This window comes from Desulfoprunum sp., from assembly GCF_053613775.1.
The window spans coordinates 270,515-296,402 of sequence record NZ_JBSHXH010000009.1 but is presented as its reverse complement, the minus strand read 5'-3'; the positions used below and the strand labels follow the sequence as shown (position 1 = coordinate 296,402).

General features: G+C 56.1%; 20 protein-coding genes and 2 tRNA genes. 16 read left to right on the top strand and 6 right to left on the bottom strand.

All coding sequences use genetic code 11. The annotated features are described in order from the left end of the window. The first annotated feature begins 185 nt into the window (after positions 1-185). The 8 genes from ACWGKN_RS19320 to ACWGKN_RS19285 all read left to right on the top strand — a co-directional run bounded on the left by ACWGKN_RS19320 (position 186) and on the right by ACWGKN_RS19285 (position 10,886). Complete coding sequence (locus ACWGKN_RS19320; RefSeq protein ID WP_452095809.1) at positions 186-1,406, top strand: ammonium transporter; 1,221 nt, start codon at positions 186-188, stop codon at positions 1,404-1,406. Between the two features lie 92 nt (positions 1,407-1,498). Beyond that, positions 1,499-2,695 (top strand): ammonium transporter, encoded by a 1,197-nt coding sequence (locus ACWGKN_RS19315; protein WP_424255257.1) that lies wholly within the window; start codon positions 1,499-1,501, stop codon positions 2,693-2,695. Positions 2,696-2,779: 84 nt separating this feature from the next. Continuing rightward, positions 2,780-3,118, top strand: a complete 339-nt coding sequence (locus ACWGKN_RS19310) for a P-II family nitrogen regulator (RefSeq protein ID WP_035231395.1) — start codon at positions 2,780-2,782, stop codon at positions 3,116-3,118. Positions 3,119-3,125: 7 nt separating this feature from the next. Further along, positions 3,126-5,714: a [protein-PII] uridylyltransferase gene (gene glnD, locus ACWGKN_RS19305; protein ID WP_424255234.1), complete on the top strand. Its 2,589-nt coding sequence runs from the start codon at positions 3,126-3,128 to the stop codon at positions 5,712-5,714. A gap of 197 nt (positions 5,715-5,911) precedes the next feature. Further along, positions 5,912-7,240 carry a glutamine synthetase family protein gene (locus ACWGKN_RS19300; protein WP_035231391.1) on the top strand — a complete coding sequence of 443 codons (1,329 nt, stop codon included), beginning with the start codon at positions 5,912-5,914 and terminating at the stop codon, positions 7,238-7,240. Positions 7,241-7,388: 148 nt separating this feature from the next. After that, positions 7,389-7,862 carry a DUF721 domain-containing protein gene (locus ACWGKN_RS19295; protein WP_052160161.1) on the top strand — a complete coding sequence of 158 codons (474 nt, stop codon included), beginning with the start codon at positions 7,389-7,391 and terminating at the stop codon, positions 7,860-7,862. Positions 7,863-8,006: 144 nt separating this feature from the next. Then, positions 8,007-10,337, top strand: a complete 2,331-nt coding sequence (gene cysS / locus ACWGKN_RS19290) for a cysteine--tRNA ligase (protein WP_035231390.1) — start codon at positions 8,007-8,009, stop codon at positions 10,335-10,337. Between the two features lie 472 nt (positions 10,338-10,809). After that, positions 10,810-10,886: transfer RNA gene (locus tag ACWGKN_RS19285), tRNA-Arg, on the top strand. 166 nt (positions 10,887-11,052) lie between these two features. Here ACWGKN_RS19285 and ACWGKN_RS19280 read toward each other — a convergent pair. Both ACWGKN_RS19280 and ACWGKN_RS19275 read right to left on the bottom strand, forming a co-directional pair. Further along, positions 11,053-11,424: a hypothetical protein gene (locus tag ACWGKN_RS19280; RefSeq protein ID WP_452095808.1), complete on the bottom strand. Its 372-nt coding sequence runs from the start codon at positions 11,422-11,424 to the stop codon at positions 11,053-11,055. Next, on the bottom strand, positions 11,421-12,152 hold the full coding sequence (locus ACWGKN_RS19275) for a hypothetical protein (protein ID WP_452095807.1): 732 nt from the start codon (positions 12,150-12,152) through the stop codon (positions 11,421-11,423). The genes ACWGKN_RS19280 and ACWGKN_RS19275 overlap by 4 nt, the downstream gene beginning before the upstream one ends. A 352-nt stretch (positions 12,153-12,504) precedes the next feature. Here ACWGKN_RS19275 and ACWGKN_RS19270 point away from each other — a divergent pair, with 352 nt between their 5' ends. The 4 genes from ACWGKN_RS19270 to ACWGKN_RS19255 all read left to right on the top strand — a co-directional run bounded on the left by ACWGKN_RS19270 (position 12,505) and on the right by ACWGKN_RS19255 (position 15,679). Next, positions 12,505-13,041, top strand: coding sequence for an O-acetyl-ADP-ribose deacetylase (locus ACWGKN_RS19270; RefSeq protein ID WP_452095806.1), 537 nt, complete (start codon positions 12,505-12,507; stop codon positions 13,039-13,041). A 103-nt stretch (positions 13,042-13,144) separates the two neighbouring features. Then, positions 13,145-13,234, top strand: a tRNA-Ser gene (locus ACWGKN_RS19265). A gap of 233 nt (positions 13,235-13,467) precedes the next feature. Continuing rightward, positions 13,468-14,112 carry a golvesin C-terminal-like domain-containing protein gene (locus ACWGKN_RS19260; RefSeq protein WP_424255223.1) on the top strand — a complete coding sequence of 215 codons (645 nt, stop codon included), beginning with the start codon at positions 13,468-13,470 and terminating at the stop codon, positions 14,110-14,112. 805 nt (positions 14,113-14,917) lie between these two features. Further along, positions 14,918-15,679, top strand: a complete 762-nt coding sequence (locus tag ACWGKN_RS19255) for an Lcl domain-containing protein (RefSeq protein ID WP_452095805.1) — start codon at positions 14,918-14,920, stop codon at positions 15,677-15,679. Positions 15,680-15,835: 156 nt separating this feature from the next. Here the strand turns inward: ACWGKN_RS19255 and trhA are convergent, their stop codons facing one another. From trhA to ACWGKN_RS19235, 4 genes are all read right to left on the bottom strand, one after another. Further along, the gene (trhA, locus tag ACWGKN_RS19250) at positions 15,836-16,507 is read right to left on the bottom strand and encodes a PAQR family membrane homeostasis protein TrhA (protein WP_035231381.1); all 672 of its coding nucleotides are present in this window, start codon (positions 16,505-16,507) and stop codon (positions 15,836-15,838) included. A gap of 181 nt (positions 16,508-16,688) precedes the next feature. Continuing rightward, positions 16,689-16,844, bottom strand: coding sequence for a hypothetical protein (locus tag ACWGKN_RS19245; protein WP_424255217.1), 156 nt, complete (start codon positions 16,842-16,844; stop codon positions 16,689-16,691). 30 nt (positions 16,845-16,874) lie between these two features. Further along, positions 16,875-18,041: an NAD-dependent epimerase/dehydratase family protein gene (locus ACWGKN_RS19240; RefSeq protein ID WP_052160160.1), complete on the bottom strand. Its 1,167-nt coding sequence runs from the start codon at positions 18,039-18,041 to the stop codon at positions 16,875-16,877. A gap of 84 nt (positions 18,042-18,125) precedes the next feature. Then, positions 18,126-18,257, bottom strand: coding sequence for a hypothetical protein (locus ACWGKN_RS19235; protein ID WP_424255213.1), 132 nt, complete (start codon positions 18,255-18,257; stop codon positions 18,126-18,128). 380 nt (positions 18,258-18,637) lie between these two features. On the opposite strand from ACWGKN_RS19235, the gene ACWGKN_RS19230 reads away from it, so the two are divergent. The 4 genes from ACWGKN_RS19230 (at position 18,638) to ACWGKN_RS19215 (ending at position 25,869) form a co-directional block, all read left to right on the top strand. Then, positions 18,638-19,648 carry a hypothetical protein gene (locus ACWGKN_RS19230; protein ID WP_452095804.1) on the top strand — a complete coding sequence of 337 codons (1,011 nt, stop codon included), beginning with the start codon at positions 18,638-18,640 and terminating at the stop codon, positions 19,646-19,648. Positions 19,649-20,419: 771 nt separating this feature from the next. After that, a complete protein-coding gene (locus tag ACWGKN_RS19225; protein ID WP_052160159.1) occupies positions 20,420-22,276 on the top strand; it encodes an AMP-dependent synthetase/ligase in 1,857 nt (618 codons plus the stop codon). After that, on the top strand, positions 22,273-24,660 hold the full coding sequence (locus tag ACWGKN_RS19220; RefSeq protein WP_035231377.1) for a 3-hydroxyacyl-CoA dehydrogenase/enoyl-CoA hydratase family protein: 2,388 nt from the start codon (positions 22,273-22,275) through the stop codon (positions 24,658-24,660). The genes ACWGKN_RS19225 and ACWGKN_RS19220 overlap by 4 nt, the downstream gene beginning before the upstream one ends. Positions 24,661-24,696: 36 nt before the next feature. Further along, positions 24,697-25,869, top strand: a complete 1,173-nt coding sequence (locus ACWGKN_RS19215) for a thiolase family protein (protein WP_424255209.1) — start codon at positions 24,697-24,699, stop codon at positions 25,867-25,869. The last annotated feature ends 19 nt before the right edge of the window (positions 25,870-25,888 follow it).

Below are 25,888 nucleotides of genomic sequence, written 5' to 3'. Positions count from 1 at the left end.
TTCCTGGCACGCCTCTTGGAATATAGAAATCATCCGATTGAAATAAAATTCAATTGTGTTATCTTCGCGACAAAGAAATATAAATATATGACAAAAATGTGTTATATATCATTTTTGTCATCAACTGGAGCCGGAAATGGTGGGCCCGCCAGGCGCCGGTTCTGATTTCTTTCAAGGAGAACACAATGGATAAGGCGGATACGGCATTCATCCTGGCTTCTGCCGGGCTGGTGCTGCTGATGACACCGGGTTTGGCCCTCTTTTACGGAGGGATGGTGCGTGGCAAGAATGTCCTGGGGACAATCATGCAGAGTCTGTTCATGATTGCCCTGATTTCGATCGAGTGGGTGTATCTGGGGTATTCGATGTCGTTTGGTCCCGATGTGGGTGGTGTCATCGGTGATCTCTCCTGGTTTGGTTTGAAGGGGGTCACGGGCAACCCGAGCCCGGATTACGCGACAACGATACCGCAGACGGTGTTCATGGTTTACCAGTGCATGTTTGCCGTGATCACTCCGGCCTTGATCTCCGGCGCATTTGCTGAACGTGTACGGTTTGTGCCCTTTCTGGTCTTCTCGGTGCTCTGGGCGATACTGGTCTACAATCCGGTATGCCACTGGGTATGGGGCAAGGGAGGATGGCTCGGTCGGCTTGGGGTGTTGGATTTTGCCGGCGGGCTTGTGGTCCATGTGACATGCGGAGCGGCAGCCCTGGCCGGCGTTCTGGTCCTGGGGGCGAGAAGGGGATACGGCAGGATGAGCTACATGCCCCATAATCTGCCGATGACAGTCATGGGAACCGGGATCCTGTGGTTCGGCTGGTTCGGGTTTAACGGCGGTTCGGCTCTGGCGGCCAATGAAATTGCGGCGACGGCGTTTGTCGCCACCCATTTCGCCGGTATGACGGGAATGCTGTCATGGGTCGTGATGGAATGGGTCTTCCGAGGTAGGGCGACAACTCTGGGTGCGGCGTCGGGAGCGATCTCGGGCCTGGCGACCATCACCCCGGCGGCAGGATTTGTCGGGCCCAACTCGGCCATCGTCATCGGTGCCATCGCCGGGATTGTCTGTTACCTGGCGGTCAGTATGAAAGGGAGAATCGGTATTGACGATTCGCTGGATGTGGTCGGGATTCATGGGGTTGGCGGAATGGTCGGGACATTGTGTCTCGGTATCTTTGCCTCGACGCAGGTGAATCCTGGAGGAGTAGATGGTCTGTTGGCTGGCAGTTCAGCCCAAATTGGCAAGCAGGCGTTGGGGGTTGTGGTAGTCGGCGTATATGCGTTCATCGTCAGTTGGCTTCTTTTCAAGGTGGTTCATGCAGCGTTGGGCATGCGACTGACGGAAGAGGCCGAGGTGGAAGGAATGGATTCCAGTGAGCATTCCGAAACCGCCTATAATAACTGAGTTGATTGTCTGCCGTGCACCGACCGCCGTCCGATCAACCTCTTGCCGGAAATGATTGAACAGAAAATAGAGCAGAGGAGAATTGTATGGAACTGAATACTGGGGATACCGCATTCATGCTCATCGCCACGGCCCTTGTCATGTTTATGACGCCCGGTCTGGCCTTGTTCTACGGTGGTCTTGTGCGCAGCAAAAACGTGTTGGCAACGATCATGCAGAGTTTCCTCTGTCTGGGGATTGTGTCGATCATCTGGGTGGTCTACGGCTATTCCCTGGCCTTCGGGCCGGATGTCGGCAATGTTATCGGCAATCTCGATTTCGCCTTTCTGAAAAATGTGAGCTGGGAGGCGGGGACCGGCAGAACCATTCCCGACATGCTGTTCTGTGCCTTTCAGCTGATGTTCGCGATCATCACTCCGGCCCTGATCACCGGAGCGTTCGCCGAACGGATGAAATTCTCGGCCTACCTGCTCTTTATCGCCGCCTGGGTCAGCCTGGTCTACTTCCCGGTCTGCCACTGGGTCTGGGGGGGCGGGTGGCTGGCTGACATGGGTGCCCTCGACTTCGCCGGCGGCACGGTCATTCATATCAATTCGGGGGCAGCGGCCCTGGTGTGTGCGATCGTCATCGGCAAGCGCAGGGGGTACGGTAAGGACGCGATCCATCCGAACAACCTGCCGATGACCGTACTCGGTGCCGCCATTCTCTGGTTCGGCTGGTTCGGGTTCAATGCCGGCAGCGCCTTGACGGCAGGACCGATTGCCGCCCTGGCCCTGATGACGACCCAACTTGCGACTGGTGTCGGCGCCCTGGGCTGGGTTCTGGCCGAGTGGAAGATCCAGGGCAAACCGACCACCCTGGGGGCTGCTTCCGGTGCCGTGGCCGGTCTGGTCGCCATTACCCCCGGCTGTGGTTTCGTAACGCCCATCTGGGCGGTGGTCATCGGCGGGGTTGCCGGGGTCCTCTGTTATCTCGGGGTTATCCTGAAGACCCGGATCGGCTATGATGATGCCCTCGATGTCGTCGCGGTGCACGGCCTCGGCGGTCTGTGGGGGGCGCTCGCCACCGGGATCTTCGCCTCGGTCGGCGCCAAGGGCTTGCTGTACGGCAATCCGCATCAGCTGACGGTGCAGGCGATCGGTGCCGGCGCGGCGATCGTCTACTCGGTGATCGTGACCTTCGTCATCCTGAAAGTAATAGACGCGATAGTTGGTCTTCGTGTAGATAGTGAAGGTGAACAGCAGGGTCTTGATGTGGTCGAACATAGTGAGGTAGGTTACAGCATCTGATGCGGTGGAATCTGCCGTGGAGCAGCAATTATCCTCTCCCCTGTTCGATTCCATGCAGGGGAGAGTCCTTCGGAGAGGACGAATATGAAAAAGATTGAAGCGATCATTAAGCCATTCAAGCTGGACGATGTAAAAGACGCCCTCAACGAGTTGGGCATCAAGGGGATGACCATCTCGGAGGTCAAGGGGTACGGCCGGCAGAAAGGTCATACCGAGATCTACCGCGGTGCCGAGTATGTGGTTGACTTTATCCCCAAGATCAAGATCGAAATCGTACTGCCGGCGGATCAGGTGGATCTCGTCGTCAACAAGATCAGGGCCGCCGCCAATACCGACAAGATCGGCGACGGCAAGATCTTCGTGCTGCCGGTCGAGCGGGTTGTCAGGGTCCGGACGGGCGAGGAAAATCGTGACGCGGTCTGATCGATAGATGACCGTTCATCTGCGAACCGAGCGCGACGCCCTCGAGAAGCTCTGGGAGCAGGGATTGAGCGGCAGGTCCCTGCTCCTGCACCATAGCCGGCTGGTGGACGATTTTATCACCGCTTGCTTCACCGGCGCCGCCAAAAACCTGCCTCCCGATGCCGTCGCTCTCGTTGCCCTCGGCGGGTACGGCCGTCGGGAACTGTTTCCGTTCTCGGATATCGATCTGATGGTGCTGTATCGCCCGGATTTCCGGGAGGAGGTCAGGGGGATTGCCGATGCCGTGCTGTATCCCCTGTGGGACAGCGGCATGGAGGTCGGGCATGGGGTGCGGACCGTCGAGGAATCACTGCTGCAGGCTGGAGAAGACTACTTTTTCCAGGTGTCGATGCTCGACGCCAGGTTGATCACCGGTTCGGCCGGACTCTTCGGTAACCTGCTGTTGCGGTTCCGGGATGAATTGATCGAAGGTCGGCGGGATGTCTTTGTCGAGAAGATGAAGGAGCATCGCCGCCGCCGAAGAAATCGCTACGGTCATCACAGTTATCTTCTCGAGCCGCATATCAAGGAAGGCAAGGGAGGGCTGCGGGACATCCAGGCGATGGTCTGGACGGCGAAGGTGGTCTTCGGTCTCTCCGGCATAGAGGACATCTTCGATGCCGGCCTGCTGTCGCCTGAGGAACAGAAGGAGTTCATCGCCTCCTGGGATATGCTCATCCGCCTGCGCAACCGGCTCCATTATGTCAGCCGGCGCAAGAACGACCAGCTCTATCTCGAGCAGCAGGTCGAGATGGCGGAGGCCTTCGGCTATACGGGGAATGATGCAGTTCTGGCGGTGGAGAACTTCATGCGGGATGTCTATCGGCACTTGCGGGTTGTTGCGGTGACGACCGACCTCTTCTTCGATCATGTCGACGAGGTCCTGGGGCTTGCCGGCAAAGGTCACCTGCCTTTACCGGACAAAGAGATTGAGAAAGGGGTGGTGCTACGTCACGGCTCTATTCACCTGGTCCTGTCCCAGCAGCAGTTGGAGGCGCGGCCGCATGTGCTGATGCGCCTCTTTCTGGCGGCGGCGCGAACCGGGTTGCCCCTTCACCATCGGACCCAGAAGGCCGTGATGGCCAACCTGGCCCTGGTCACCGACAAGATCAGGACTTCACCGCGGATGTCGAAGGCCTTCCTGGCGCTGCTCGTCGAGGCCGAGAATATCTTTCCGGTGCTCGAAACGATGCTTGAGACCGGCATGCTGCAGACCTATATCCCCGAATATGCAAGGATAGTGACCCTGGCGCAGCATGACGTCTACCATATCTATACCGTCGACCGGCATTCGCTGCAGACCATTGCCGAGCTGCGAATCGCCGCCGGGGAACAGGGTGCGGTGTACCGGCAGATCGCCTCTCCCCACATCCTGTACCTGGCGGCGCTGCTGCACGATATCGGCAAAGGGTCCGGGAGGGATCACAGCCTGGAAGGGGCCGGGCTTGCCGTCGCCGTGGGCAGGAGGCTGGGGTTGTCGCCGGCCGAGTGCAATCTGCTCGGCTTCCTGGTGCGATACCATCTCTTCATCCCTGAAAACGCCCTGCGCCGGGATCTCAACGATGCCGCCTTCATTCAGCGGTGCGCCGAGACCATCGGTGACATGGAGCGGCTGGCGATGCTGTATCTCCTGTCGATCGCCGATTCCCGGGCCACCGGGCCCTCGGCCTGGAGCGACTGGAAGGCCACCCTGATGCAGGAGATGTTTCTGCGGATCTTTCCGTATCTCGATTTCTCCGCCGGTCAGGCCAAGGAGTTGGTGGAGATCGACCGGCATGAGGAGCAGGGGGCGGAATGGCTGCGCGGCCAGGTCGAGGACCTGCTGGCCGGCGAGGCCAGCCCCCTGATCAACCTCGCCAGCCTGTCGTCGGATTACATCCTCAGTTTCGCGCCGGAGAAGGTCGCCGACCACATCCGTCTTCACCGTGACAATTATCGCCTGCTGCGGCAGAAGTCGCTGGTTCTGGCGCAGGATCACGGCGATCTGTGGGAGATCCTGGTGCTGTCGAGCGACCGGCCGGGGTTGCTGGCGAAGATCTGTGGGGTCGTGACCCTCAACAATCTCGCGGTGGTCAAGGCCCAGATCTTTACCTGGGATGACGGCACGGTCGTCGATGTCCTCGATGTGCGGCCCGTCGATGGTCTGGGTTTTGCAGAGAAAGACTGGCGGGCGATGAATGTCGATCTCGATGCGGCGATCACCCATCGCCTCGATCTCGGCCAGCGGTTATTGAAGAAGCTGTCGTCCGGATATGGACGGCGATACGATCGCGGCGGCAGGATCTCGCCGCGGGTGATCATCGACAACGACAGCTCGGATGTCTTCTCGGTCATCGAGGTCCATTCGGCGGACCTCCCCGGCATGCTTAACCGGATCACCCAGACCCTTGCCGATTTCGGCATGAATATCCACCGGGCGTATATCGCCACGGAGGTCGAGCAGCTGATCGATGTCTTTTATGTCCTCGACGCGAAGGGACGGAAGTTGATCGATGCCGGATTCCAGCGCGAGGTGGTGCACGGTCTGCTCTATGCCTTGGGGCATAAGGAGGCCTAGGGCGGTTTCGGTCGGAAGCCAGGCGGGCATTTCCGGGCCGGTGGAGCGATTTTTTTTGTATAAAAAATGACAATCATGTAATAAATATTTCATTGTTTGTTGCAAAAAACGTAATAAATGTTAATTTGGGATCGACCAGACAATGTCTGTTTCAGTTGATGCCGGCAATTCAAATCAAAGATAAGGAGACGCATGCAATGACCAGAGACGAAATACTGCAGATCATCGATGACGAGAATATTCATTTTTTCCGCCTCCAGTTCGTCGACATCTTCGGCTTCATGAAGAATGTCGCCCTGCCCAAGAGCCAGATCGGCAAGGCCCTTGACGGCAACATCATGTTCGACGGCTCGTCGATCGACGGCTTTGTCCGCATCAACGAGTCGGACATGTACCTCAAGCCCGATTACAACACCTTTTCCGTGCTGCCGTGGAGAAACCGGAACGGCGTGGCCGCCGCCCGGATCATCTGCGATGTCTACAAGCATGACAATACCCCCTTCGAGGGCTGTCCCCGGGTCAACCTCAAGCGGGTGCTGGCCGAGGCCAAAGAACTCGGGTACACCATGAATGTCGGGACCGAGGCCGAGTTCTTCCTCTTCGAGCAGGACGAGAACGGGTTGCCGACGACGGTGACCAGCGATGTCGCCGGGTACTTCTCCCTTGATCCGGAGGACAAGGCCAATGACTGCCGCCGCGAGATCATCGAGACTCTCGAGCAGATGGGTTTCGAGATCGAGGCCTCGCATCATGAGGTGGCCGAGGGACAGCATGAAATCAACTTCAAGTATGCCGATGCCCTGACCGCCGCCGACAACACCGTCACCTTCAAGTGGGTCGTCAAGTCGATCGCCCAGAAGTACAACCTCCATGCCACCTTCATGCCGAAACCGATCTTCGGCATCAACGGCTCGGGGATGCACACCAACCAGTCGCTGTTCAACCTCGATGGCACCAACGCCTTCTTTGACGAAAGTGACCAGCTGCAGCTTTCCAAAGTGGCTTACTCCTACATTGCCGGGGCGCTGAAGGGGGCACGCGGTTTTTCAGCTGTCACCAACCCGCTGGTCAATTCCTACAAACGGCTGGTCCCCGGCTACGAGGCGCCGGTGTATGCCGCCTGGTCGGCCTCCAACCGCTCGGCCCTGATCCGCATCCCGGCCTCCCGCGGGCTCTCGACCCGTACCGAGATCCGCTGCCCGGATCCGACCTGCAACCCCTACCTCGCCTTCGCGATGATGCTGAACTCCGGGCTCGAGGGCGTCAAAAACCACCTTACCCCGCCGCCCGAGGTCAAGAAGGATATCTTCAAGATGAGCGCCGCCGAGATGGATGAGGCGAATATCGCCGTCATGCCCGGCAGTCTGAAGGAGGCCATCGAGGAACTCAAGGCCAATCCGATTGCCAGGCCGACCCTTGGCGACCATATCTATGAAAAGTATATCACCGCCAAAGAGAAGGAATGGGACAGTTTCAGGATTACCGTCACGGATTGGGAAATCGATGAGTATCTCTCGGTGTACTGATACCCTCTGAGGCTTCTCTGGTCCGATGCACGTGGCCCGCATGTCGTGACGATATGCGGGCCATTGCTTTTTGGGGCCGGTCAGGGTTGCCAATCTCCGTTTTTACCGGTAAATGAACGGAAAGGGATGCCGGTGACATGGAGGTGGAATGCCGCGAATCAAGAAAAATAGCCAACCGGCCGTTGCGGACATACTGCCCCGCCTGGTCCGACAGCACGGCTGGGAGATCCAGCTCGACCTCCATTCGGTCTTCGCCATCTGGGCCTCGCTCGTCGATCCGGATACGGCGGTGCATTGCCGGCCGCTCAGGATCAAAAACGGGGTCCTGTGGCTCGAGGTGGAGAATTCGGCCTGGCTGCAGCAGTTACGATTTCAGAAGTACCAGTTGCTGGAGACGATCAATGCGACGTTGACCAGATCGCGGATCGACGATATCAAGTACGCCCTGCCCAAGGGGAAAGCCGAGGCCGAAAAGCCGCCGGAGACCCCGGTGCAATTCGTGCCGCCGCCGGTCGGCGAGGTCGCCGAGTTCAGGAACCGGATCTCGTTCATCGACGACGAGCAATGCCGGGAGGCGTTGTTCCGGTTCTGGTATCTGGTCCGGGCCTGCTGCCGCAAATAGCCCCGTCCTTCTGCTGCAGAATTGACTTGACCGCTGACCGGAAAGCGGTATCTTCCTTGGCACAGTCCAGCAGTTCATATCAGAATCATCCGGCCGGAAGACCATCGTCTGTCGGCTCTCATCGTTTTTTTTCATGGTTTGAAGATGCCTTACTCTACTATTCTTGAAGCAATCGGCGATACGCCTATCGTCCGCATCAACCGTCTCTTTCAGAGTGATTCGGTCTCCATTTACGGCAAAATCGAGTCGAGCAACCCCGGTGGCTCGATCAAGGAGAGAATCGCCTTGTCCATGATCGAGGCGGGGGAGGCGAGCGGCGAACTGACCAAAGACAAGATCGTACTCGAGGCGACCAGCGGCAATACCGGCATCGGCCTGGCCATGGTCTGTGCCGCCAAGGGATACCGATGCGTCCTGGTCATGCCGGAATCGGCTTCGGTGGAACGGCGCAAGATCATGCAGGCCTACGGCGCCGAGATCCTGCTGACCCCGGCCAAACGTGCCACCGATGGGGCGATCGAGAAGTCCTATGCCATGGTGAGGGAATTCCCGGACCGCTATTTTCTAACCGATCAGTACAACAACGATGCCAACTGGAAGGCCCATTATTACGGCACCGCCCCGGAGATCTGGCGCCAGACCGAGGGCCGGGTCACCCACATCGTCGCCACCCTCGGCACCTCCGGGACTGTCATGGGGTTGTGCGCCTGGTTCCGGGAATTTCATCCCCATGTCGAGATTGTGGCGGTGGAGCCCTATCTCGGTCACAAGATCCAGGGGCTGAAGAACATGAAAGAGTCCTACAAACCCGGCATCTTCGACAAGAACATTCCGCAGCACCTGGTGCACATCAAGGATGACGATGCCTTCCGCACGGCGCGTAGTCTCGCCCGCCAGGAGGGGATACTGGTCGGAATGAGCAGCGGTGCAGCGATGTCGGCGGCGATCGACTTCGCCAGGAACCTGACCGGCGGCATGGTAGTCGTCATTTTCCCGGATGGCGGTGAGCGCTACCTCAGCACGCCGCTGTTCACGCCGCCGAAAAAAGCGGAGGAGAAAAAGTCCCAGCTCAAGTTCTTCAACACGCTGACCAAGAAGAAGGAAGTTTTCGCCCCCCTGAAGGAACGGCAGGTCACCTTCTATTCCTGCGGACCAACGGCTTATGAACCTGCCAACCTCCTGCTCTGTCGGCGTTTCGTGGTCTCCGACCTGATCACCCGCTATCTCGAGGCCAAGGGGATGACGGTCGAGTCGTACATGAATTTCACCGACCTCGACGACAACACGATCGCCGGGGCCGAGGCCGCCGGAAAGCCGCTGGGGGAGTTCACGCAAGGGTACATCGACGATTTCATGCGTGATATCGATGCGCTGGGGGTGAAACGGGCAACCGGTTACCCCAAGGCCTCGGAACACGTGACGGACATGATCGAGATCACGCACGAACTCATACACAAAGGCTTTGCCTATGAAAAGCATGGATCGATCTACTTTGATATTTCGAAATTCAGGAATTACGGTCGCCTTTCGGGGATCGATCTGAGCAAGATCCAGCTCGGCAAGACCGTCGATCTCGATAATTACGAGAAGGATAACCCTCGTGATTTCACACTGTTGAAGCGATCGACACTGTCCGAGCTGAAAAAGGGGATATTTTTCCAGACCGACTGGGGCAATGTCCGTCCCAGCTGGCATGTGGAATGCCCGGCCATGGCGACGCGGCGCCTTGGCGAAACGCTCGATATCCATACCGCCAGCCGTAACCTGATCTTTCCCCATCACGAGAACGAGATCGCCATCGCCGAGGCCCTGACCGGCAAGCCTCTGGCCCGGTATTGGCTCCATTCCGAGCTAGTTCTGGTCGACGGCAAGATGATGTCGACCGATACCGGCAACACCGTCACCCTGGGTGATATCCTCGATCGCGGCTTCACTGCGAGGGAGGTGCGTTTCATGCTGCTTTCGGTGCACTATCGGAAGCCGATCAATTTTTCGTTCAAGCGTCTGGAAAACGTGCGCACGGCGTTGCGCCGTCTCGATGAATTTACCTGCAGGCTTCTCTGCCTGCCGGCCGGCAAGCCGCACCCGGAGATCACCGCCTTCGTTTCGGCAATGGAGGAGCAGTTTTTCGAGGCGATGGATGATGACCTCAACGTATCAAAGGCGATGGGGGCGATCTATAATTTCATCGCCAAGGCCCATCCCGCCCTTCAGGTCAACAATCTCGATATGGATCAGAAAAATTACATTATCGAGAGCCTCGACCGGCTCAACCAGGTGCTGCAGATCTTCCGCCTGAAAGGGTGTCAGTTGGTTCCCGAGGTCAATGCCCTGATCCAGAAAAGGGAGCAGGCGCGGGCCGACAAGGACTGGCAGGCGGCCGACGCGGCCAGGACCGAACTGGCACAGAAGGGGATCATCGTCATCGACACGGTCAATGGGCCGATCTGGAAGAAGGTGGCGGAGGTCGAATAGCAGAATCGTGTTGATTTTTGGAGGTGTTTGGTTAATATGTCCCGTGATCGTGCGGGAACGATTGGCGAAGCACCGTCTGGTGGTGCGGCCAATCTTCTCCAGATGCAATTTGCTGCCAATGCTTGCAGTGATGTTTGAAAGAATGACGAAATATCGGGTCGGTATGTCGTTATTTGGGGCCTGATCAGTAAGAGACTCCTTTGGGGATTGATCGTGCCTCTGGCCGACGATGGCAATATCGCTCCGATGAAAATCAAAGGGAGATGATGGAAGCCGATGCTCGCCCAACGATGGGTCGCACGAGGAATCAGGCCGATCCCGGTTATCAGTCGCTGATAATCATTGAGAGAAGTTGTTACCAATAGATGGCATAGGCATAGCTTTTCGTGTCCGTTATTGATAACTGCCACCAACTCGTTGATGGCTTGTCTTCAGCAATTTGCCGTAACCAATCACGTTGAGTTTATGTATTGCGCCCGTAGCTCAGTTGGATAGAGCAACGGACTTCTAATCCGTAGGTCGCACGTTCGAATCGTGCCGGGCGCGCCATTAAATACAGTGGTTGAGGCATAATCAGCTCAGGTGGTTTTTCTTTGGTCAGATGTTGTTCGGATGGAACAGCAATCAACTGGGGAACTCGAAGACGCAGCACCTTGAAGTGACGAAAATATCGGCGATTGTGAAGTTCTTCATGGTATGATTCAATGTCATTAACTTAAAGGATCGGTTTGTAGTTTAAGCAGAATTTTCTCTGTGCTCTTTTGTGGTTACGCGGATATTTTCGTCCCGGTCTCACTGGTTCCACCGCCCTGGCGATTGTCTCCAGAAGATCGGAGATGATTCGCAGAATGGTTTTTCTGGTTCCCCGGAACAGCACAACGATCGTATCCCGCATGGTCGAAAGAGCCTGGGTGAAATTGCTTTTGTAGCCAATTGTTCTGGATGCTGCTGCTTTTTCGACTCGTTCACGTGCCGAGGCGACCAGTATCGAGGTGATATTTTGTGAGAAAACTGCGGCATGAAAGTCTTGGTATACTGAGAGTGAGCTTTTGCCGGAGAAATTTTCCACCTCGATTCGACATTTCATGACTTTGTAGTCCTCTTCAATGGGCCAACGTTCATGATAAAGTTCGGCGAAGAGATTTTACAGGAGATTCTGGCACAAAAAGCAGCTCTATGAAAAAGAATCAACTTGAAAAGCCAGAATGCGGGATAGCCTCGATCCAGCAAGACCAGATCCTTTTCGTTCAGATGCTGGAAATGCGTGGCCGCCAGTCCCCTTTCTCCGCAGCTTTTGGGCGCGATAAGGGCATGATGCGTTATTTTGTTGAGCGGATCGAATAGTTGAGAGATCCGAGCCATGGGCACCGGCTCTCCCAGCCTGGGATGCCATGCGCCGAAATGCTCGGCAAATTCCGGAAAGTCCGGCAGTTTCACCGTCGAACCATCCACCGCTTTCAGGAAGAAACCGTTCCAGGTCAAAGGAGAGCAATGTTCGTTGAAATAGGTGACCGTTTCCGTGTTGAGTTCGACGAACGCCTCGTGCTCGAGCTTTTTTCCGGCTTTGCACAGGGCGGCCTTGGAGACGACATGTCGTGCCACCACTGTGCCTGAGAGGATTTTCCAGAACTTGTTGAGTTCCGGCTGGTAGGTGCTTTTGATGAAATTGCAGAAATACAGGATGAGCGCGGAGAAAGGCAGTTTTCTGTCGCGTGTGAAATCAGAGGAATGCTTCCGGTTGCGGTTGACGAAATCTTGAGAGAAGATGATTTTCTGTACGAATTCAATCAGATTGGCACAAGTCTTGGAAAGCATCCTCCGTGCCAGTTTGCTCAAAATTTTTAAAAAAATCGGACATAGCGACCTCCTGCTGCAAATGAAGTGATTAAGATGGAAGAAACTATCGAAATATAGCATTAACATATTGTTTTGACAATGTTTAATCGAATATTTAGGGCGTTAAGTTAATGACATTGATTGTGTATGTGAAGTAGTTTCGTCGAAAGAATGATGGCCCAAGTAGAACGGAAAAGATTGCCCGTTTTACCTTAACACAGCTAATTCGACATCGAGATGGATCGTGGTTATCTGCAGGTTAGTTCAATCTTAATTCAGTTTCAGCCGGGCAGCCAAAGAATGATTTCATCCTTGATGCAGGCTGATCAAAATGATGATTGAAGACCGCATTGCCATTGAGAAAGTTGATATCACAAGGCTTGTCGTCGATGCTATTGTCAACGCCGCGAATTCTTCACTGCTGGGAGGCGGCGGAGTGGATGGCGCCATCCATCGCGCCGCTGGCAGGGCTTTGTTGGATGAATGCGCCGGGCTCGGTGGCTGCGCGACGGGATCGGCAAAGATTACCGCAGGCTACAACCTGCCGGCGAAGTATGTCATTCATACCGTCGGGCCGATTTGGCGGGGGGGGCAGGCTCAGGAAAGTGCATTGCTTGCCTCTTGCTATAGGGAAAGCTTGAAGATTGCCGAGGAAAAAGGTCTGATGACGGTCGCCTTTCCCGCTATCAGCTGTGGGGTGTATGGTTTCCCGATCCCCGAAGCCTGCACCATTGCGATGAACACGGTGTATTCTTATCTGTTGACTGCACCTTCTCTGCGAAAGATAATCTTTGCTTGTTTTAACGATTTGGTCAAGAAAGAGTTGGAAAGAGCCTTGAGGGAACGGGTAGCGGATACGATTCGATAAATATCGGATTTTTGGTGGCAGATATCAATTGCGTCGAAAACGGTATTAGCTGCTCAATTATGTTGAAGATTACCTGCGCTGCTGGTATCTAAATGACCCAAGCGGAGAAGTGCCGGAGTGGTTGAACGGGACGGTCTCGAAAACCGTTGTGGGGGTGACTCCACCCAGGGTTCGAATCCCTGCTTCTCCGCCACAATTTTTTGTTGATGATTGCGACAATATATACTGTCGGATATATTGCGTATTTCGCATAACTGGACCTGGGATAGAGGTTCCGTCATGTAAATTTCTGGTTGCCACGAACAGATCTCATCTATTCTATCATTTGTTGATAGCAATGAACATGCCAATACCTGCTTTTCAATCCGCCTTCAATATGTAATATTTACCAATTGAATTGATGTTATTATCCATGGAGATATCAAAATGCTGAGAAGGAAGATTATTAGGGTTATAACTCATACGGTTAGTTTCATTACGTTGGTAACCATTTCTGTTTTTATGAACGCTACTGCTGGATATGCGTGGAATATCATAACGATAGATTCAGAAACCCATAATGATAATACAAATCTTGCCCTAGGTTCGTATTCTGATGATGGTGCTTGGAAGTGGAGATACTGGCCAACCTGTAACAACACTGGATATCGCTATACATCCGTGGAGGTAAATCCGCTGCGCCATGGTATCGCATTTTGGAGAGTGCAAATTCCAAAAACGGGCTTTTACAAGATTGAGACGAGTTATTTCGCCACTGAGAACAGAACCTTCGACGCAGATTATGCCGTTTATGTTAACACCACTACCACCGCCGCAACAAACAAAACAGCTAAACCAGTATTTGCGACAGTAATTAACCAAATAGGCAATGATGTTACATGGAAAACGCTTGGGACGTACTGTCTTAAAAAGAACGATATTTCTATGATTGTTCTGGATAATAATGATGATAGTGGATCCGCATCAACCGATGCTGGTCGGTGGACGTATATGGGTGAGGAGTATAGTTCAAAAATTTGTGGTGGTGAGTCTAAAATCGTTCCTATAGTCGACATGCTCTTACGTGACTAAAGTGTAGTACTTTGTGTTTCAATCAGTTCTCTCATGATCACCGGTTTTATTTCGTAAACACGACGTTGGAAATCAAGCAACCAGGACTGCTTACTAACTATTACTGAAGTCTTGAGGCGCACAATATCCTCGGCCCTCAACGAGGAGGCGGAGTGGCCTCAACCAAAGCATTATGTAATCCTTCATAATATTGCTCTCGAGGAATTAAGGGTCATGACGGTGTTCTTCAACTGAAATTTGGGGAGAGATCGTTGTATTTTGGGTTCCACCAACTACGAACCCGAACATCGCGTAAAATCTTTTGCAGTCTAATGCGGGCGCGATCGGCAGTGACCTGACTTTTCCTTGCGCCACGTTGTCAACAACATCGAGGCTTATCCTGCACAATGCAACGGGTGGCAAACTACTATGGCAAATCATAGGCAATCGAGTCTTATCGTCTATACGAACGTCTGAATATCTCATCAATTCGACCTTTCCTCTCCTGTCATTTCATTCACTATGAGGAAACTCCAGTGGCAAAGTACGAGTTGCATCGCCACAACCCGAAATGACAGGACACCGCATCTCCTGCATTTTTACCCACCAACAGTTCTTCTAACTTCAAAAACCTGGCCAGGCAGACGGCAGATTGATTTTCGAAGACGTCCGAAATTTCCTTGAACCCGCTGTCAATCAATGTCAGCGAATTTTTTATTGTCTGGTGAGAGCGGGGAGATATTTTGGCATTCGTCCCCTCTTGTTGTAAGATGGGGGGACTATCTCAAGTACAACTGTCAGGGACAATACAATAAAGGTGAGGGACATGAAAATCGGATCAATATCGGCGTTGATTATTTCTCTGGTGTTAGGCCTTGGCGGCTGCGGTGGTGATCAATCAGCGGTCGAGGGGAAACTGGTAGACTGGGATGGCAAACCGGTTGCAGGAGTGAAGATCACAGCCTCGCAGGTACAACCTCTGAAAGGCTACGCCCAGCTTGAAACGGTGACCAAGGCGGATGGCACCTTCCGGTTGAACGGATTATACCCCTCGTCAAAATATGTGCTCAAGCCGCAATCAGACAAGTGGACCAGCAAGACAGCGGCAGAGGTGGATAGTGCCCCTTTGGGTGAGACGGCGCTCCTGACCGAACCCATCAAGATCACCGAGGCGTTTTTAATCGACGGTGGTATACCGGTGGTGGACCTTTCCACCGGCGCCACACGGTTTACGGTTTCTGCGGAAGGGGTGATCGCAGATGCTACTACCGGTCTCGAGTGGGTCATCGGGCCGGACAAGGACACCAACTATTCCCAGGCCGAGCAGTGGGTAGCCGGTTCCAGCGTTGCCGGCGGCGGTTGGCGCCTGCCGACCCGTGAGGAATTGAAAGGCCTGTATCAGCCGGATACCGGCGAGCGCAACATGCCTCCTGCGTTCAAGACGAGCGGGTGGTTGTTATGGGCGGAATCACGCGACGCATCGTCGGCGTGGTCGTTCAATTTCAACAGTGGTGTCGAGTACTGGTACTACCGTGATTCTGCCGAAGCGAATCGGGTATTCGGTGTGCGCACGCGTTCAAAGCCATGACGGTCAATCGATAGGCGTCTGGCATCGTCGGTGCGGATGCCGTTCCCGCTGTCCTGTCCCATGAAGCCGGTCGAAGGATGGTGGCGGACGCCGTTGCCGCGGGGAGGAATCCGGAGAGGAGATGGTGCGGGTCTGCACCCCTCACGATATGACCGATTATCCTGCAGGACCGAAAACGGGGATGACGTAGAGCAGGATGGCGAGGAAATGAAAGATACTGCCGGTCAGTACAAAGAGATGCCAGATAGCGTGATTGTAAGGCAGCCGTTTCCAAAGATAGAAGACTACGCCGCCGGTATAGGCCAGCCCGCCGGCGAGCAGCAGTTGGAGGCCGCCGCTGCTGACACTGTCCAGCATCGGTTTGATGGCGGCGATTACCGCCCACCCCATGATCACATAGAGGGCGATCAGTCCGGCACGGAATCGCCGCAGGCGGGTAATTTCGATGATGATCCCCATTACGGCGAGGCCCCAGATGACGCCGAACAGCGTCCATCCCCAGGGGCCGCGCAGGCTGACCAGGGTAAATGGTGTATAGGTGCCGGCGATGAGCACCAGGATCGCGGCGTGGTCGAGGATGCGCAGAACGGACTTGGCCGCCGGCCGCTGCACGACATGGTACAGCGTCGAGGCGGCATAAAGGAGGATCAGGGCGGTGCCGAAGATTGAACAGCTGACGATATGCCAGGCGTTGCCGTACCGGCTGGCAAAGGCGATCAGCAAGGCAAGGCCGCCGATGGACAGGACCGTGCCGAGACCGTGGGTGATGCTGTTGGCGATTTCTTCACCCCTGCTGTAGCGGGCGGCTGGATGCGTGGTGGGTGTCATATGTGAGGTGCTTCTGCAATTCCGAAGGGTCGTCTGCGATGCCGGTATCTGATACTGTAGTCAATTTCGATCGCTTTGTCGATCTTCATTAGATCGCCGCCGGTCCTTCATCAATCTGCTTATGATGGTATTTCATATAGATATAGGCTACGATCGGGCATGGACCGACCGATGGCTGACCTCAGCCCTTCACCCTCATCGCCTGCCGCAACAGCACGATACAGCAAACTGTCGACAGGTGTACGCTGGCCAGGATCGTCAGGATGCTCGGGTTGTGGCGGCGGTCGTTCCGCATCCCCTTCCCCATAGTGAGATGCCCGGATTCGCGATGTTCCATGCGGGACAGGGCTTGGGCCGGACATCCGGTTCAGTTCGTCGTTGCGGTATCGCGTGTCAGGCCCACCTTTTTCTTCATGTCGGGGAACGGACCGATCCCCTGGGCATGAACCTTCTCGATAAGGTGTTCGGGATTGTGGGAGAAGGTTTGGTTGATCGATTTATCCGGATCGAGGCAGTCGGGAAAGGTGGAGATCAGGTTCTCATGACTCCAGCGCGTCAGGTAATAGATGACCAGTTCCGGCAGCCGGGTGAAAATGGTCTCGTTGGGTTTCGGGTCGACAAACGAGGATTGCTGCAGTCTTCTGCTCGACAGGGTCTGTGGTTTGTAAAAGCTGTCAAGAAACATCAGCTCCGGCGGCATGCTGGCCTTCAGGCCGATTCGTCTGAGAACCTTGAGGAGGACATCGAGGCTTTTTTTGCCGCCTTTTGCCAGCCAGTAGGGGACATAGATCTCCCTGGGCTGGTTCAGTTGCAGGTACGATTTGATGGTCAGGATCAGGGTGGCCAGTTCCACCGGGTTCTTGTCGACGAAGTTGTAGGTCCTGCCGCTGAACTCGGCACGATTGGCCAGGACATGGTGGATGAAGAACGGCAGTTTCCGGGCATTGCTGTACGAATGGAAGGTGTGCCTTTTGGTGAACAGCACCGGCATCGATTCGTCGGCAATGGAGAAGAACATCCGGTGGAACCCCTGGATCTTGTGGTCATGGGCGCCGTACACGATCGCCAGGCGGATGCAGGTGTAATCCAGTCCTTCCTCTGCCGCCATGCGCCGCAGAGTCAACTCGGCCATGAGTTTTGATTTGGCGTAGTTGCTCAGCTGGGGTGTAAGCGGCAGGGTGTCCTCTTCCCGCAGGTCTTCGCCGGCCGGCATGGTCGCGGAGGAACTGATATGGATGTAGGGAATGTTGAGCGCGTTCGCCGCCCTGGCAAGGTTGACGGGACCGAGATAGTTGACCTCGTATGCCAGTTGACCGTCCGAACCGAGGCTGGCCATGGCTGCGTTGATGACGAAGTCGGGATTCACGTCAGTCAGGTAATGGCGGATATCCTTTTCCTCGCGGATGGACAGCTTCTTGCTGCTCGGTGCGCGGATATCGACCGTATCGGAATATCTGGTCTTGTAGAAATTGACGATGGTGCCGCCGATAAGACCGGAACCACCGATCAGGATGCCGATTTTTTTTGTACCCATCTGTGTATTCCCCGCTTCGATTTGCACTGAATGGTTGCATTGCCAGGTCCACCTTTCAGGAAGAGCAGCAAACTGCAACAATGACTATCCCGCAGCAGTGGCAACAATGGTGTCATCCCCGGCCGGCACCGGTCCAAGCCCACACCTGGCGATGCTCTTGCCTTTCTTGAAGAGGAGTTGCGCTGTGTCGGTGGCGCCGAGTCCTTTCCCCCACATGCATTCCTGCCACGTCAGGGTTCGTCCGCCTTCGTCTGCTCATCGTCATTCGGCAGAGGCTGTATGGAGTATTTCAGTGTTTTATTATACAGTTTCAAATCGACTATGCGAAAAAGAAATAGAATAAAGGGTGATAAAATGCCGCTCCGGCGGATATTCACAGATGAGCCGGCCGCGATGCCGCTTTCGTGATGGCACGAGGTCTTCTTGATTTTTGATCGAGGATGGTGACTTTTTTATGATGATACCCGATTGGAGGTTGCGGTAGAACCGGCGGAAGGCCGGGATCGCACGTTTTCCAAGCCATTTTCGCCGTTGGTTCCGGCGGCAGGGCGGTGCGGTCCGTCGCCGCACGAAGCGCATCGTGAGGGAGAGGAGGCATGTATCTTGCAAAAATCCGCCAGGGACAGGAGATGCGGTACCTGCTCCGTAAGTCCATCTTCGATCGGGGCCTGGGCCGCTATCTGTTTCGCCAGGTCTATGATCTGGGTCCGCGACCGGGGGACTTCATCCATCACGGCGAGTACCGGCTGCCGTTCTTCGATGAAGGGTTGGAAGAGGCGGTCGCCCGAGCCGTGGGAAACAGCAATGTGGCTGGTCTGCTGGAAGAACTGCTGTGGGAATTTTTGACCAGCGAGGAGCGGGAACAGCTGGCCCGTACTCGCCGGCGCCAGCCTGTCAAGCTGATGCCCTTCACCCCGGAGGACGAGGAGAGACTGCGGCGGGAAATCCATCTGTTCGATCGCCGGCGGCTCTATTATCTCCGTTACGGGGCAGTGGATCAGAGCCGCATTCATCGTCTGCACAAGAAACTGTGCCGTCCATTGTTTGGCCAGTGCCGGGACGAAAGGGAATATTATATCGCGGAGCAGGAAAAGGTCCTTCATCCTGCCGAGTACCGCACCTATGTCTTCGCCATTTTTGACCTCCAGCGGTTCTTCGGCGAGTCCTTCGCCCGATACATGCCGGAGGCCCTGGACCAGGAGCTGATGGCCGACCGCCTGGTCGAGGAGATATGCCGGTTGAATGGCGATGATGGATTCTGGGAGGAGGTTGAGGGGCAGGGAAGTCTTCGTCCGCACCTGCAGCGCTATCTGGTGATGTTCTTTGATTACGGTTATCCGCCAAGGTCGTTCACATATGATTTCACCCGGGATTTCATCAACCGGCACCGGCAGTTCCGCTGGCCCGAGTGGAAGCCGGATGATGCGACGGAAGTCAATGCCATCTTCGGCCGGACCCTCGAGGAGCTGCGGTCGATGTCGAAACGGGAACTGGCCCGCCTCTTCCGCAAGCGGGCCAAGGAGACGCATCCCGATGCGGGCGGTGATCACGAGCGCTTCGTCCGGCTCAACGAGGTGTATGAACGGGTCAAAAAGCGGTTGGGTTAATGAAGTCGCCAGGCGGGTGGGAACAGCAATCCGCGGTCACCATGACAGCGTCCGAATAGAGCGTAAACAGGTCTGAAATCATACTGGAGGCCAGCAGGATATCGGTCTATTCGCGGGCCGGTATCTCATGGCGGATGTTCCGGGTTGGCATATCCGATCCTCGTGGTCCAATGAAAGTCCATGGTCTGAATCGTTGATCGATGCCGGCGTTTGCCTCGACGGAGAAAGTCCGCCGGCTGGGATTGACGTCGGTGCATCAAATGACATTGATTGTGCTGATAGCACCGATATACAATGGAATATTCTAGTTATCCGGTTGGTCGCCACCGTCTGGCGAAGGGATTTTCCGGCCGGACCCACGAGGTCGGCAGCGATGGACATGGCCTGAATCGTGACCGTTCCTGCCGCTTCAGCGCGGGATTCCAGCAATGTCATGGTTTACGTAATACGTTTTGTGGAACTACGGGGCAAATCTTGATGATGAGGTCAAGCAGTGGCGATAATATCCAGACTGTGGTAACCGTTTCATCGTTCTAACACATGCAAATTCCATGATAAAGAATTTTCATAAGGAATTTAAGGGTCCCTGGCGGTTCATCGGGGAAAGAAAAAATTGGAGGAAGAAAATCTGAATATAAGTTGACTTAAACGTAAGGGTAAGATATAGGGAAAAAAATGCGGACGGATTCTTCGGAAAAATGCGGACGGATTCTTCGGCATTGTTGTGAGGGCAGTAGTCTCAGAGCGTCATTTTCTTTATGGGGAAAAGCCATGGACCTTCTCTCGTATCAATCTATTCCCGTGATTCTCAGGGAAAACGCAGTTAAATTCGGCGATAAAACCGCCATCTCCTTCAAGAAGAATGGCGTTTACACCTCTCTGACCTATGCCCAGTTCTACGAACGGGTACTGCTTCTTGCCCGCGGGCTCGGCAAGGCAGGAGTGAAACGGGGCGACAAGGTGGCGATCTTTTCGGAAAACCGCCTCGGCTGGGCCATCTCCGATTTCGGCATCCAGAGCGCCGGGGCGATCACCGTCCCGATCTACGCCACCAACACCGGCAAGCAGGCGGCCTATGTCATCACTCACAGCGAGGCCAAGGTGGTCTTCGTCTCCACCAAGGCGCAATACGAGAAGCTGCTGTCGGTACGGGAGAAGATACCCAACGTCGAATTGATCGTCTCCTACGAGCGGTACATCGGGGACCGCACCTTCCCCGCCTTCACCCAGAATCAGCTGTCCGAGATCGAGGCGCCGCTGACCCGGGCAGAGCGGGATCGGATCGAACAGCAGATCGATGCCATCCGTCAGGACGACATCATCACCATCATCTACACCTCGGGGACGACCGGGGTTCCGAAGGGGGTTCTCCTGACCCAACGGAATTTTCTGTGTGACTGCGACTACGGGATGCGCCAACTCGGTGGTCTGGGCAGCAATGAGACCTTCCTCAGCTTCCTGCCCCTCAGCCATGTCCTGGAACGGACCGCCGGCTATTACGCCGCCCTGTTGAGCGGTAACCATATTGCCTTTGCCGAGGACGTCAAAAAGGTCATGGAGAACATGGTGGAGATCCGGCCGACGGCGATGGTCAGCGTCCCACGCCTGTTCGAAAAGATCCACTCGCGCATCTACGACAGCGTCCACCAGGCGAGTCCGTTCAAACGCAACCTCTTCCACTACGCGATGAAGATCGGCAGCCGGTATGTCCAAACCAGATATATCGAGAAAAAACCGGTCGGCTTTCTCGGGCTGCAGTACCGCTTTTTCGACCGTCTGGTGTTCAGCAAGATCCGAGACCGGTTCGGCGGTCGCCTGCGGTTCTTTATCAGCGGCGGGGCCCCGCTCGACAAGTCGATCAATGAATTCATGTGGATCCTTGGCATGCCGATCTTTCAAGGCTACGGCCTGACTGAGACCAGCCCGGCGGTCACTCTCTGTTCCATGGATCACATCCGTTTCGATTCGGTCGGCAAGCCGCTCCACCAGGTCGAACTCAAACTGGCCGAGGACGGCGAGCTGCTGATCAAGGGGCCGATGGTCATGCAGGGCTATTACAAGAACGACGAGGCGACGAAGGAAACCTTCGAGGACGGCTGGCTGAAAACCGGTGATATCGCCACGATCGACGCCGACGGATTCGTCTATATCGTCGATCGCAAAAAGGAGCTGATCGTCACCGCCGGCGGCAAGAACATCGCCCCCCAGCCGATCGAGAACGATCTGCGGCTCGACAAGTACATCTCCCAGGCCATCGTCTTCGGCGATCGCCGGCCATATGTGGTGGCAGTCCTGACCCCCGATATCGAGCGGCTTCTCGATTTCGCCAAGGAGAAGAAGATCCAGTATCTCGATATCGATGAACTGGTCAACAACGACAAGGTCAAGCAGCTCTTCAGCGCCCGGGTCGAGGCGATCAACAAGCAGTATCCGCCGTATAAGACGATCAAGCACTTCGCCCTGGTCGCCCGGGACTTCTCGATCGAAGGCGGGGAACTGACGCCGACGTTGAAGCTCAAGCGCAAGGAGATCTTGAAAAAATACGCGGACATTGTTGAGGAACTGTACGCAAAGAATGAGAATGTTCTCGTTTTTCACCCGAAATCAACACATGGAGAAGAACAATGAGGCAGATAAATAGAGCAGCGGTGCTGGGCGCCGGCGTCATGGGCGCCACCATTGCCGCCCATCTGGCCAATGCGGGAGTCGAGGTCCTGATGCTCGACATCGTCCCCAGGGAACTGAACGAGCAGGAGGCGGCCAAAGGGCTGACCCTGGAGAGCCCGGCGGTCCGCAACCGCATCGCCGAGGGCGGCCTCCAGGGATTGATCAAGATGAAACCGGCGCCGTTCTACCTGCCGGAATACATCAACCTGATCCAGGTCGGCAACCTCGAGGATGACCTGGCCAAGTTGGCGACCTGCGACTGGATCGTCGAGGTGGTGGTCGAGTACATGCCGATCAAGCTCGAGCTGCTGAAGAAGATCGCCCCGCACATCTCCGCCACCGCGGTCCTCAGCACCAACACCAGCGGCCTGTCGGTCAACGAGATGGCCCAGGTCCTGCCCGATGACCTCAAACGGCGTTTCCTGGTCACCCATTTCTTCAATCCGCCGCGCTATATGCGGCTGATGGAGATTGTGCCCTGCCGGGAGACCGACCCCGAGGTGGTCAAGGACATGGCCGAATTCCTCAGCAACCGGACCGGCAAGGGCATTGTCTACGGCAAGGATACGGTCAACTTCATCGCCAACCGCATCGGGGTCTATGCGATTTACAAGGGCATCGAGCACATGATGGATCTCGGCATGACCGTCGAGGAGGTTGATTCGATGGCCGGCCCGGTCACTGCCCGGCCGAAGAGCGCCGCCTTCCGTACCGCCGACCTGGTCGGACTCGATACCCTGGCCCATGTCGGCACCAATTCCTACAATCTGCTGCCCGACGACGAGGAACGCGAGGTCTTCAAGCTGCCGCCGTTCATGGCCAAGATGATCGAGAACAAACAGCTCGGCAACAAGACCAGGCAGGGCTTCTACACCAAGAAGACCGTCAACGGCCGCAAGGAGATCCTCTATTTCGATTACACCACCGGCGAATACAGGCCGATCACCAAGCCCAAGTATCCCTCGGCCGCGCTGGTCAAGCAGATCGACGATCCGGGCCAGAAGATCAAAGCCGTCCTCGGGGCCAGGGATACCGGGGCCGAATTCGCCTGGCGCAGCATCCGTGACACCCTGATCTACGCGGTCAACCGGATTCCCGAAATCGCCGATGATGTGGTCAACGTCGACAACGCGATGAAATGGGGTTTCAACTGGGAGATCGGGCCGTTCGAGATGTTCGACGCCATCGGCGTCAAATCGTTCGTCAAGCGGGCCGAGGCCGACGGCGTCAATGTCCCGGAGAAGCTGAAGAAGGTCGAGTCGTTCTATCGCTATGGCGAATCGGGGCGCAGGGAATTCTATGACTTTGCCGCCGAGGGCTATCTGCCGGTGCCGGTAAAACCGGGCCAGATCCGTCTGGAAATCCTCAGGAAGGCCGGCAGGGTGGTCGAGAAGACCGCCAGCTGCTCGGTCCTCGATCTCGGCGACGGCGTCTTCGGCTTCGAGTTCCACTCGAAGATGAACGCCATCACCGGCGACATCCTGGCCATGACCCACAAGGCGATCGGACGGGCCGAACAGGAGGGGGTCGGCCTGGTCATCGCCAACCATGGCGCCAACTTCTCGGTCGGGGCCAACCTGATGATGCTGGCCGTCGCCATTGCTGAAGGGGCCTACGACGACATCAACATGACCATTCGCTCCTTCCAGAAGGCGACGATGGCGGTCAAGTACGCCAAGGTGCCGGTGGTCGCGGCACCGTTCAACATGGCCCTGGGCGGCGGCTGCGAGTTCTGCCTCCATGCCGATGCCGTCAACGCCTACGCCGAGACCTATATGGGGCTGGTCGAAATCGGTGTCGGTCTGCTGCCGGCCGGCGGCGGCACCAAGGAGATGTGTCTGCGGGCGGTGGAGTTGGGGCAGCAGTTCAAAACCGACCCCCAGCCGTTCATAATCAAATATTTCGAGCAGATCGCGACGGCCAAGGTCTCCATGGGGGCCCCCGAGTTGTTCAATATGGGCTATCTGCGGCGGGGCGACAGCATCACCATGGATATCGACCAGCTGATCGCCGACGCCAAACAGAAGGTCCTGGCCCTGGCGGTCAACTACCGGCCAAAGCGGCCGGTCGAGAATATCCCGGCCCCCGGCCGCGGCATCGCCGCCAGCATCAAGAGCCAGCTGTGGAACATGATGATGGGCAAATTCATCACCGAATACGAGCTGGAGATGGGAACCCTGATCGGCCAGATCATCTGCGGCGGCGACGTCACTGCCGGCACCCTGATCACAGAAGACTACCTGCTGCAACTGGAACGGGAAGGCTTCCTCAAGCTCTGCGGCAACAAGAAGACCGTCGAACGGATCCAGCACATGCTGAAGAAGGGCAAGGCCCTCAGGAACTGATTGAGCCGATAACGCATTCCCATAGAGAGGATCAACATGAAGAAAGCATATATTCTGGCAAGTTACCGGACTCCTGGCTGCCGCGCCAACAAAGGCAAATTCAAGGACATGCGGCCTGACGATCTCGCCGCGCTGGCAATCAAGGGGCTGGTCGACCGGACCGGCATTGATCCGGCCACCGTGGATGATGTGTACATCGGTTGTGCCTTCCCCGAGGCCGAGCAGGGAATGAACCTCGGCCGGATCGCGGCGATGAAGGCCGGCCTGCCGGTCGAAGTGCCGGGGCAGACCATCAACCGCTTCTGCTCCTCCGGGCTGCAGACCATCGCCATGGCGGCGGAGCGGGTCATGCTCGGCTTTGCCGACTGCATCATCGCCGGCGGCGCCGAATCGATGTCCAGCGTCCCGATGGGCGGCTTGAAATACGCCGCCAATCCGGGGATGATGGTCGATTGGCCCGAGTCGTATTCATCGATGGGGGTGACCGCTGAACTGGTGGCCGAACAGTATGGCATCGACCGGGCGATGATGGACACCTTCGCTGCCGCCAGCCACCGCAAGGCCGCCGCGGCCATTGCCGAGGGTCGGTTCACCGACGAGATCATCCCGGTGGAGATCGAAAAAGAGTCCCTGGTCGGGGGGAAGATGAAGCGGGTCAAGGAACTGGTCTCCGTCGACGACGGTGTCCGCCCCGGCACCACGGTCGAGACCCTGGCCAAACTGCGGCCGGTGTTCAAGATCGACGGTCCGGTGACTGCCGGTAACTCGTCGCAGACCACCGACGGCGCGGCCTTTACGCTGGTGGTGTCGGAGGAGTATCTGCAACGGATCGGCAGGGATCCGATGGCCCGTTTTATCGCCTTTGCAGTCAAGGGCGTGCCGCCCGAAGTCATGGGCATCGGCCCGATCGCCGCCATTCCGGCAGCGCTGAAGCTGGCCGGCATGAAGCTGGAGGATATCGGCCTGTTCGAGCTCAACGAGGCCTTTGCCGCCCAGGCCCTGGCCTGCATCAATACATTGGGTATCAATACCGAGATCACCAACGTCAACGGCGGGGCCATCGCCTTGGGTCACCCCTTGGGCTGCACCGGCGCCAAATTGACGGCGACCCTGCTGCATGAGATGGGACGGCGCAAGGCCCAATACGGAATAGTTTCGATGTGTATCGGCGGCGGCATGGGTGCGGCCGGAATCTTCGAGAGATTATAAAACCATTTTTACAGGAGTT